This window comes from Amycolatopsis sp. NPDC059235 (assembly GCF_042754125.1).
Taxonomy (GTDB): domain Bacteria; phylum Actinomycetota; class Actinomycetes; order Mycobacteriales; family Pseudonocardiaceae; genus Amycolatopsis; species Amycolatopsis albidoflava.
The window spans coordinates 1-10,019 of the sequence record NZ_JBHZAG010000165.1 but is presented as its reverse complement, the minus strand read 5'-3'; the positions used below and the strand labels follow the sequence as shown (position 1 = coordinate 10,019).

The window sequence follows — 10,019 nt, the reverse complement described above, 5'->3', positions numbered from 1 at the left end:
GTTTTGTATATTAGACTGGTGGCCTTGACAAGCACCTCCGCGCCGTGTTTTTGGCTTCGTATCGGGGTTGGGGGTGGGGTGGGTGCTTTGACGGTTGGGTGCATCGGCTGCGGTTTGGTGAGTGGGGCGGGGCTTGCGCCCCAATGTGGCGTTGGGTGCCTATGACGCACCGAACGCCGCATTGGGTGCATGTGGCGCAACGAATGTGGCGTTGGGTGCGTGGGATGCGCCGAATGCCGCATTGGGGCGCATCGCGGCGGCGGCGAGCGAGCGAGCGAGCGAACGAGCGAACGAGCGGGTGGGCGAGCGAACGAGCGGGTGGGCGAGCGAACGAGCGGGTGGGCGAGCGAACGAGCGGGTGGGCGAGCGAACGAGCGGGTGGGCGAGCGGGTGGGGGTGGGCTGTGAAGGGCTCCTTGAGGGAATCTGATTCCGTGAAGGGGCCCCTCACGGACGACGGTGGGTCGTGAGGGGAACCCTGAGGGAATCAGAGTCCCTTAGGGTTCCCCTCACGGACGGCGACGTGGCTGAGGGCGAGGGTCGCCAGGGCTGCGGCTTGGTCGCCGAGGACGCTGTCGTCGAAGATTGCGCGGGGGGAGTGGTTCATCTCCGCCGCATCTGGGTCGATCCCGTCGGGGGTGGTGCCTAGGAAGATGAACGCGCCGGGGACCTCGTTCAGCACCGCGGAAAAGCTCTCCGAAGCCATCACCGGGTTCTCCAGCGGGACGGCTCGTTCCGTGCCGAACAGATCGCCGAGAACGGTCAACGCGTGTGCCGCTGCTTTCGGGTCGTTCGTGGTGACTGGGTAGACCGACCGGAATTCCGTCTCCGCACGGCAACCGAATGCCGACGCGATCCCGTTGGCCAGCGAGGGAAGTTCGCGGGCCAGGATGTCCACGCTCTCCGCGGACAGTGCGCGAATCGTGGCGCCGAGGGTTGCCTCGTCGGGGATGGCGTTGATGATCTCGCTCGCCTGCATTTTGGTCACCGACAGCACCACCGGATCGAACACCGGAAACCGCCGGGTCACATAGGTGTGCAGTGCGGAAATGATCTGTGCCGCAGCGGGAACCGGGTCTACTGCCTGGTGCGGGCGCGAACCGTGTCCGCTTCGGCCGAGCACGCGTACGGTCAGGCTGCTGGCCCCTGCCATGACCGAACCGGGGCGGGTCGTGAATACGCCGGAGCGGCCGGGGAGGACGTGGATGCCGTAGGCGGCCTTGACGTCGGAAAGCACTCCCTCTTCGATTAACCGTTGTGCGCCGCCGCCTGCTTCCTCGCCTGGTTCGAACATGAAGACCACCGAGCCGGCGATCTCGTCTCGGTGGGCGCTGAGGAGCTTTGCCGCACCGACAAGGGCGGCTGTGTGCAGGTCGTGTCCGCAGGCGTGCATCAATCCGGGAGTCTGCGAGGAGAACGACAGTCCGGTCTCTTCCGTGACGCGCAGTGCGTCCATGTCCGCGCGCAAGAGAACCGACGGTCCGGGCCGCGCGCCGCGCAGGACTGCGATGATTGACGTGAAATCGTGCGGGCCGGGCGTGGTCTCCAGGTCGAGCGAGGCCATCGCGGCCAGCACGGCTCGCTGGGTGTGGGGGAGGGCGAACCCGGCTTCGGGCCGGGCGTGCAGGGTGCGGCGGAGTGCGACCAGGTCTGGCAGGAGGGCGGCGGAAGCGGCGAGGATCGAGTCGGAAACCGGCATGGGGCTCCTTAGAGGCAACGGTGCGTGCCGCGCTGGTGACGCCAGCGTCTAATGTCTACAATCAATATAGACGATGCCGGGTGTCGGGGGTTCCGGTGCGCCTCTAATCTGTCACTACGCGTGACCCGCGTCGGCGACGTCACCGGACCGAGCACTTCGGAGGACTTCTTGCCGCAGATCACGAACACCGCCGCCGCCGTCCAGGTCGCTCGCGCGCTCGAGGACGAGATCGTCTCGGAGGGCTGGAGCGCTGGGCACTTCGTCGGGCGCCGTCAGGAGTTGATGGCGCGTTTCGGGGTTGCGCCGGCGACGCTGAGCGAGGCGATTCAGCTGTTGCGCGCTCGCGGCATTGTTGATGCGAAGCCGGGGCCGGGCGGTGGGATCTTCGTTGCGACGCGTTCGCCGTTCACGCACCTGAGCGATCAGCTGCTGCAGCTGCGCGAGGGGAAGGCGACGGTGGAGAACTGCCTGCGCGTCTTGGACTCGCTCGACGGTTCGGTGCTGCACGACGCGGTCGAGAACGCGAGCGACGAGGACATCGCCGATATCTCAGCGTGCGCCGAGACGCTGAAGGCGGCCTGGGATTCCGCGGAGGCGCCGACCGCGATCTGGGCGCTGCACGCGCGGATCGCGCAGGTGTCGCCGAACGAGCTTTTGCGCAGCCTGTATACGAATCTCGTCGACTACATCATCGCCGCGCGGCTCGAGGGCGTCACCGCGCCGACCACGCAGGAGCGGCTGCGGACGCACCTCGACTTCGCCGAGGCAGTCGTGCGGCGCGATCACAAGCTCGCGGAGTCGGCGATTTCGCGGCACCGGCGTCCTGCGGTGGCAGCCCGGCCTTCCTGATCTCCGCGAGCCGGAGAACTGATGGATGTACACGCGCTCAGAATTATGTATATTCATTACAGTTAATCGTCCGGCTTGAGGAGGATGCATGCTGCTGGAGCTCCGCAGTGTGGTCGACCGCGTGCTCGCCGCCCCCGATCGCTCGTCTCGCGGTGCGCAGCCGCCGATCCGCTTGTCACAGAACGAAATGCCGTGGGCGCCCGCCGACGTCATCGTCGCTGCGATGACCGAGGCGGCGCGGAATGCCCATCGCTACCCCGATTACCACCGCACCGCGGCGCGCGCCGCCGTCGCCGAGGCGATGGGGCTGGACGCGGGGCGCATCGCGATCGACAACGGTTCCGGCACTCTGCTGCACGCCCTGGCCCGGCTGGTGTGCGAACCAGGCGTGCACGGGGTGCGTCCGGCACCGTCCTTTGAGGCGTATGCGGCGGCGCTTTCGCTGGCCGGCGCGGAGTCCACAGAGGTCGGTCTCGACGCGAACGGCGCGATGGATCTCGACGCGATGCTCGCCGCGGTCGGCCCGGAAACCCGCATTGTCTACCTCTGCAATCCCAACAACCCGACCGGCGGGTGGCGCGGCGTCGAGGATATCCGCGACTTCCTGAAAAGCGTCCCGTCGAGCGTGCTGGTTGTTGTCGACGAGGCGTACCGCGAGTTCGTGTCTGCCGAACCACTGGACGCGACTGTCGGATTGCTCGACGAGTTCGAGAATCTCGTGCTGCTGCGGACACTGTCCAAAGCGCACGGTTTGGCGGGAATCCGTGTCGGTTATGCCGCTGCGGCACCGAGGATCGCGGAAGCGCTGCGCCGTACGTCCGTCGGGTTCGCGCTCAACAGCGTGGCCGAGGCGGCGGTCATCGCGGCGTTGAGCGCGGAAGGATTGGCTGTGGCGAAGGAAAGAACCGCCGTCATCGTCTCCGAGCGCGCTCGCGTCGAGGCAACGTTGAAGGCGGCGAACGTCGAGTATGTGCCCAGTCAGGCAAATTTCCTTTTCCTGCCCGGGGATGCGGCCGATCTTCTGTCCCGTTTGGAGGCTCGCGGCGTGCTCGCCCGGCCGTTCCCGAAGGCGGGCGGGGCACGCGTGACGATCGGGCTGCCCGAAGAGAACGACGCGGTGCTCGCCGCTCTGATCTGATCAGCGGTTTCCTCCGACACCGTGTCTGAGGAAACCGGAAGGACTTCGGAGAGCCGCTCGATGAGCCGCCGCACCCGAGTTCTTACGCTAACCGGCAGGACGGACGAAGCGGTTCGTTCACGCGGCGGGTAACCGATCGCTCGCAGGAAGGAACGGTGCAGTGACCGAGCGCCTATTCGAGCACGACCGGCGGGCCTCGATGCGCCGCTCGGTGACCGGCGGTGTGCTCAAAGCGACCCTGCTCGCCGGGCTCACGCTGATTTTCGTCTATCCGGTGGCGATGATCGTGCTCGGCGCCTTCCGCGACGGGCTGCCCTCGGACAACATGCCGTTCACGATGAGCGGCCTGCTCGCGGCGTTCGAGGCGCCGGAAACCTGGCACACGCTGTGGAACTCGATCGTGCTGGTCGTCGTGTGCGGCACGATCTCGGTGGCGGGCGGCGGGCTGTTCGCCTGGATCGCGGCCAACACGAACGTGCCCGGCCGCAAGCTGCTCACGCCGATCATGGTGATCAACCTCTTCGTCCCGCCGCTGTTTCACACCCTCGGCTGGATCATGCTCGGCAACGCGCAGAACGGCCTGCTCAACCAGCTCGGCCGGGCGGTCGGCACGCACGGGCCGCTGATCAACATCCAGGGCTGGGGCGGGCTGATCCTGCTGACGTCGCTCGGCTACATGCCGTTCGCGTACCTGCTGCTGCTCGGCGCGTTCAAGAACCGCGACCAGTCGCTCGACGAGGCCGCGGCGATCAGCGGCGCGGGAACGGTGCGGACGTTCTTCACCATCACCATCCCGTCGGTCGGCCCGGCGATCACCGGCGCGGCCCTGCTGATCGCGGTGCTGGTGTTCCAGTCGTTCGACGGACCGCAGCTGATCGGCCGCCAAGCGGGCATCTACGTGTTCTCGACGCAGATCTACCACTACGTCCGAGATGAAGCGCCAGCCGAGTACACCAAGGCGTTCGCGCTGTCGCTCGTGCTGATCCTGCTGGTGCTGCTGCTGTTCCTCGCCCAGCGCTGGATGTTGCGCGGCCGCAGCTTCACCACGCTCACCGGCAAGACGTCGAGGCGCGATCCGCAGGAGCTGGGTCCGGTCCGCTGGGGGCTGTCCGCGCTGATCGTCGTGGTGGTGCTGCTGAACTTCCTGCTGCCGCTGTTCGCGATGGTGCTCGGCAGCCTCCAGCCGATCTTCGGGGTGATGAGCACCGGGCTGACGCTGGACAACTACGTCACGATGCTCACCGACCCGCAGTTCAGCTCGAGCCTGGCGCTCACCGCGTGGCTCGCGGTCATCGGCGGCTTCGGCTCGATCGCGATCGCGCTGCTCACCACCTACGTCACCGCGCGGCGCCGGGGATTCCTGCGGAGCTACACCTCGTTCGCCGTCTGGATTCCGTGGGCGTTGCCCGGCGTCGTGCTCGGCCTGGCCTACATGTTCGCCGTGCTCTACCTCCCGGCCTTCCGCGGGCTCTACGGGTCGGCGTTCCTGATGACGCTCGTGCTGGTCGTCGCGACGATCCCGGTCTCGAGCCGGATCGCCGAGGGCGCGCTGGCCCAGCTCTCGCCCGAGCTGGAGGAGGCGGGCCGGATGTCCGGCGCGAGCGCGGGCCGGGTGCTGGTGACCATCGTGCTGCGCCTGGTCATCCCGAGCTTCCTGGCCGGCTGGTTCCTCTCCGCACTATTCATTTCGGGCAACCTCGCCGTGCCGATGCTGCTCGCCCCGCCCGGCCTGGAACCCGTGTCGCTGACCGCCTTCCAGCAGTTCCTCACCGGCGAGATGTCCCGGGGCGCGGCGCTGTTCATGATCATCCTGATCGCCGCGTTCGTCGTGCTGGCGCTCGCCGCGGTGTCCGTCAAGCTCGGCGGCCGGATCCTCGGCCGCGACCGTTCCGCAGGTCCGCTCTCCCGTCTCACCCCCTGACCCGAGAGGAAGAACAATGAAGTTCTCCCGTACGAAACTGCGCGCGCCGGCGCTGGCGGTCACCGCCGGCCTGCTCGCCGCGCTTACCGCCTGTGCGTCCGCGGGCGCGTCCAAGTCGAGCACGCCGATCGAGGTCCCCGGTGCCTCAGCTTCGGCCAACAAGTACATGAACGAGCTGTACGACAAGGCCTTCGCGGCCAATCACACCCAGCTCGTGCTGTACGGGCCCGGGGTGACCGCGAACCAGGCGCTGAACGACGTGTTCACGAAGCGCTTCCCCGGGATCAAACTGCTTCCGCAGGACCAGGCCGACGCGCAGATCCTCACCAAGCTGGACACCGAGGCGCAGAGCGGGAACCGGATCGCGGACATCTACGTCGGCGGTGAATCTCCGCAGGCGGCCGCGAAGCCGAACATCTGCACGCCCGCGGACGTGCGGACCGCTGACCCCGGGTTCAAGGTGCCGACGGACAACGACGGCAGGCTCACCTACTTCGCGTTGCGCTACTTCGGGTTCGTCTACAACACCGACCAGGTGCAAAAGCAGGACGCGCCGAAGAACTGGCACGACCTGCTCGACCCGAAGTGGAAGGGCAAGATCGCGGTCGGCGACATGACCGTGCCCGGCGGCATCCGGTACATCCTCGAATCGCTGATGCTGCCCGAGAACGAGAAGAAGTGGGGCCGTTCCTACCTGGAGAAGCTGGCCGCGCAGGACCTGCAGATCTCGCAGTCCGAGCCGATGGTGCCCACGGATGTCGCCAGTGGCCGGTTCCCGGTCGGCATCGCGGTGTACCAGGGCTACTTCGAGGCGCAGAAACAGAAGGGCGCGCCGATCGGCATGGTGTTCCCGCTGGAGGACGGCGGAAACTACATGGCGCGTTCGGCGCTGTGCTTGATCAAGGACGCGCCGCATTCCGAGGCCGCGCAGCTGTACGTCAACTGGCTGTACTCGCCGGAAGGCCAGAAAGCCTTGGCGGAAAAGGACAACTCCTACGGCCGCACGCCGACCGCGCCCGGCCCGGCGGGTCTGCCGTCGCTGGACAAGCTGCCGCGGCTGCCGTTCTCGAACCCGGACCCGGCGTTCAACAAGCCCTACTTCGACTTCATCACCCAGGCCTTCAAGAAGTAACGCCTCGCCTCCCGGCCGAAGAGAAAGCGCAGGTCACGATGACCGAGGTCCAGGTATCCGGACTCACCAAGAAGTACGGCGCGAAGGCGGCGCTGCACGAACTGGATCTGACGATCGAGTCCGGGCAGTTCGTGACGCTGCTCGGCCCCTCGGGCTGCGGCAAGACGACGACATTGCGCTGCCTGGCCGGGCTGGAGCGGCCGACCTCGGGCCGGATCGTCATGGGCGACCGGGTCGTGGTCGACACCGCGCGGCGCACGTTCGTGCCCGCGGACAAGCGCCGGGTCGGCATGGTGTTCCAGAGTTACGCGCTTTGGCCGCACCTGAACGTCACGGACAATGTGGCGTACCCGCTGAAGGTCGCGCGGATGCCCGGCCGGGAGCGGGCGCAGCGAGTACAGGAAATGCTGGACGCGGTTGGCCTTTCCGACCTCGGGAAGCGCCCGGTCACTGCCCTGTCGGGCGGTCAGCAGCAGCGCGTGGCACTCGCGCGTGCGCTGGCCGCCCGGCCGGGGATCATCTTTTACGACGAGCCGTTGTCCAATTTGGACAGCAAACTGCGGTACCAGATGGGCCAGCAGGTGCGCTCGCTGCACAACCGGTTCGAGACGACGTCGGTCTACGTGACGCATGATCAGGAGGAAGCGATCACGCTGTCCGACCGGATCATCGTGATGAGCGAGGGCGTCATCGTCCAGTCCGGTACGCCGAGCGATCTGTACGACCGGCCGAATTCGGCTTATGTCGCGGATTTCATGGGCTTTCAGAACATCCTTCCCGGCACGGTCACTGGGGTGCGCGGAAAAACCGCTGAGGTGCGAGTGGATGACACCTCGCTGGTCTTCTCCGGGATCGCGACCGGGGATGTTTCCGTGGGCGACCGGGCTGACATCGCGTTTCGTGCGGCGCATGCTCGGCTTTCCTCGGACAGTTCCGGTTTGGGCCGATTCCGTGGCACTGTCGAGCGCACTACTTATCTCGGCAGTGCCGTCAACCTTCTGGTCCGCGCGGACGGGCTCCCGATGCGAGTGCGGACCGAAACGGCTGAGCTGTCCGCGGAATCCGTCCCGACCGCGGGTGAGGAACACACTTTCGCGGTGAGCCCGGAGCGAGCTGTCGTGATTCCGCACGAGAACGCGGCTCCCGCTGACGACGACTACCTGACCACGATGACCGATGCCGCCGTCGCGCCTCGCTGACGCCGGACGAAGGGGAGAATCCGTGCCCTTGAATACGCCCCGTTCCGACGGGCCTCGGATCCGGGAACTCGCCGAGATCGGCGGGCGGACCGACACCCGGGATGTTCTCGCCCACGCGACCAAACAGGCCGAGCGGGAGTACGACGATTATTTCATCGTCGACATCGACGCGCACGTCTCGGAGGACCACTTCTGGGGCGAGGTGCTGGAACTCATCGACAACGATGTGTGGCGGCAGATCGGGATGGACCAGTTCGGCAAGTTCGCCGGCAATAACGCGTTGCTGAACATCCAGCCCGGTATGTCGCATCAGAGTGTCGGCGGACGGATCGGTCATCAAGGTCGCAAGGAGCCGCTTGACGGGGTGTCCGGGCATCCGTTCGTCGCCGCTGCCCGGCGTGGCATGGACGCGATGGGGCTGGACTATCAGGTTGTGTTTCCCAGCGCGATGTTGCTGCTGGGCATGCACCCGCAGGATGAGATCGAGGTCGTGCTGGGGCGGGCTTTCAACCGGTGGCTGACTGAGGTTGTTCTGCCGCAGGATGATCGGCTCAAGGGGATGTTGTATCTGCCGTACAACACGCCTGAGGTTTGCGAGGAGCTGGTCGAGAAGTATGCCGATGACGACGGGATTATCGGGTACACGGTTTGTTCGACTCGCAATAATCCCGTTCATTCGGATGTTTATACTCGGCTGTACAAGCTGATTGAGGACAGTGGGAAGCCGCTCGCTTTTCACTCCGGGTATCACTGGGGTGACCCGTCTTTCGCTCAGCTGAACCGGTTTCTGTCGATGCATGCGTTGTCTTTTACGCATTACAATCAGATTCATGTGACCAACTGGATCATCAACGCGATGCCGGAGCGGTTTCCTCGGCTGAAGATGGTCTGGGTGGAGAGCGGGCTCGCTTGGATTCCGTTTCTCATGCAGCGGCTTGATCATGAGGTGCTGATGCGGCCCAGTGAGGCTCCTGGGTTGAATCGGTTGCCTAGTGAGTACATGAAGGATATGTGGTATACGAGCCAGCCGATGGAGCGGACCAGCATGGAGTTGCTGGAGGCTGGGATGAAGGCGTTCAACGCGGAGACGCAGTTGTTGTACTCGTCGGATTGGCCGCATTGGGACTGGGACGCGCCTTCGACCATTACTCGGCTGCCGTTTTTGTCTGAGCAGGCTAAGCGGAATATTCTCGGCCTTAACGCGGCTCGCGTTTTCAATCTGCCCACTGATCGCCGGAAGCCCGCTGCGCAGAGCGTGCTCCACGACCGACCTGGGGTTTCGTGATGACGGCTGCTGAGTTGACTTCGCTGGTGTCTCGGTTGGGTGAGTTGACCTCCCAGGTTGTTTCGGAGGACCAGGCTGCTGCGGTTCCCGACGAAGAAATCGCGGATTTGCTGTATGCGGCGGCTCGGTTGTTCTCTGCCAAGACTGATCGGGTGGGGAAGATCGCTTGGCCGATTCGGGAGGATGCGCTTACCGCGACGGAGACTGTGGTCTTGGTGACGGCGTTGCTGGACGCGGCGGATGTGAACCTTTTCGACATGGCGATCTGGTATCGGAGGGCCGAATGAGCGCTGTGCGGCGGGATGTTGTCGTTGCCGGTCTGGCGGATCTCCAGACGCGCGGGCGGATCGTGGTGGAGGTTGACGGGCTGGAAGTGGGGCTTTACTTCCATGCTGGGGAGGTGCGGGCTTGGCATAACGTCTGCCCGCATCAGGGTGGGCCGGTTTGCCAGGGGAAGATCATGCCTCGGACTATTCAGCCGGTTCGGGAGGATCGGAAGAGTGCCGGGCCTGCGTTTCATCCGGCTGATCGGAATATTGTTTGTCCTTGGCACGGGTTTGAGTTCGATATCTTGACTGGGCGGCATCCGGCGGATGATCGGGTGGGGTTGCGAGGGGTGCCGGTTCGGGTGGTGGGGGATGAGGTTGTGGTGAGTCTCTGATCGTGGTCGGCTCGTCGCCTGGCGGCGACATTGCGCCCGTAGTGGGGGCCACCACCCCGAAGTTTTATTGTGCTGACGGTTCGGGGGGGGGTGTGATTGAGCGGAAAAATTAATATGAAACAACCCCCCACACCCA

General features: G+C 65.5%; 9 protein-coding genes. 8 read left to right on the top strand and 1 reads right to left on the bottom strand.

Annotated elements, in window-relative coordinates; genetic code table 11:
• Window positions 1-486 precede the first annotated feature (486 nt).
• Window positions 487-1,698, bottom strand: a complete 1,212-nt coding sequence (locus ACFXI3_RS46345; protein WP_378408567.1) for a M20 family metallopeptidase — start codon at window positions 1,696-1,698, stop codon at window positions 487-489.
• A 120-nt stretch (window positions 1,699-1,818) separates the two neighbouring features.
• Between ACFXI3_RS46345 and ACFXI3_RS46340 the strand changes: the two genes are divergently transcribed.
• From ACFXI3_RS46340 to ACFXI3_RS46305, 8 genes are all read left to right on the top strand, one after another.
• On the top strand, window positions 1,819-2,547 hold the full coding sequence (locus tag ACFXI3_RS46340) for an FCD domain-containing protein (RefSeq protein WP_344286924.1): 729 nt from the start codon (window positions 1,819-1,821) through the stop codon (window positions 2,545-2,547).
• 88 nt (window positions 2,548-2,635) lie between these two features.
• Window positions 2,636-3,685, top strand: a complete 1,050-nt coding sequence (hisC, locus tag ACFXI3_RS46335) for a histidinol-phosphate transaminase (RefSeq protein ID WP_378408565.1) — start codon at window positions 2,636-2,638, stop codon at window positions 3,683-3,685.
• A 160-nt stretch (window positions 3,686-3,845) separates the two neighbouring features.
• Window positions 3,846-5,606: an ABC transporter permease gene (locus ACFXI3_RS46330; RefSeq protein WP_378408563.1), complete on the top strand. Its 1,761-nt coding sequence runs from the start codon at window positions 3,846-3,848 to the stop codon at window positions 5,604-5,606.
• Between the two features lie 16 nt (window positions 5,607-5,622).
• Window positions 5,623-6,738, top strand: a complete 1,116-nt coding sequence (locus ACFXI3_RS46325; RefSeq protein WP_344286919.1) for an extracellular solute-binding protein — start codon at window positions 5,623-5,625, stop codon at window positions 6,736-6,738.
• A 38-nt stretch (window positions 6,739-6,776) separates the two neighbouring features.
• A complete protein-coding gene (locus ACFXI3_RS46320; protein WP_378408561.1) occupies window positions 6,777-7,937 on the top strand; it encodes an ABC transporter ATP-binding protein in 1,161 nt (386 codons plus the stop codon).
• 22 nt (window positions 7,938-7,959) lie between these two features.
• The gene (locus ACFXI3_RS46315) at window positions 7,960-9,222 is read left to right on the top strand and encodes an amidohydrolase family protein (RefSeq protein ID WP_378408559.1); all 1,263 of its coding nucleotides are present in this window, start codon (window positions 7,960-7,962) and stop codon (window positions 9,220-9,222) included.
• A complete protein-coding gene (locus tag ACFXI3_RS46310; RefSeq protein WP_344286913.1) occupies window positions 9,222-9,509 on the top strand; it encodes a hypothetical protein in 288 nt (95 codons plus the stop codon). The genes ACFXI3_RS46315 and ACFXI3_RS46310 overlap by 1 nt, the downstream gene beginning before the upstream one ends.
• Window positions 9,506-9,883 carry a Rieske (2Fe-2S) protein gene (locus ACFXI3_RS46305; RefSeq protein ID WP_378408557.1) on the top strand — a complete coding sequence of 126 codons (378 nt, stop codon included), beginning with the start codon at window positions 9,506-9,508 and terminating at the stop codon, window positions 9,881-9,883. Before ACFXI3_RS46310 ends, ACFXI3_RS46305 begins: the two co-directional genes overlap by 4 nt.
• The last annotated feature ends 136 nt before the right edge of the window (window positions 9,884-10,019 follow it).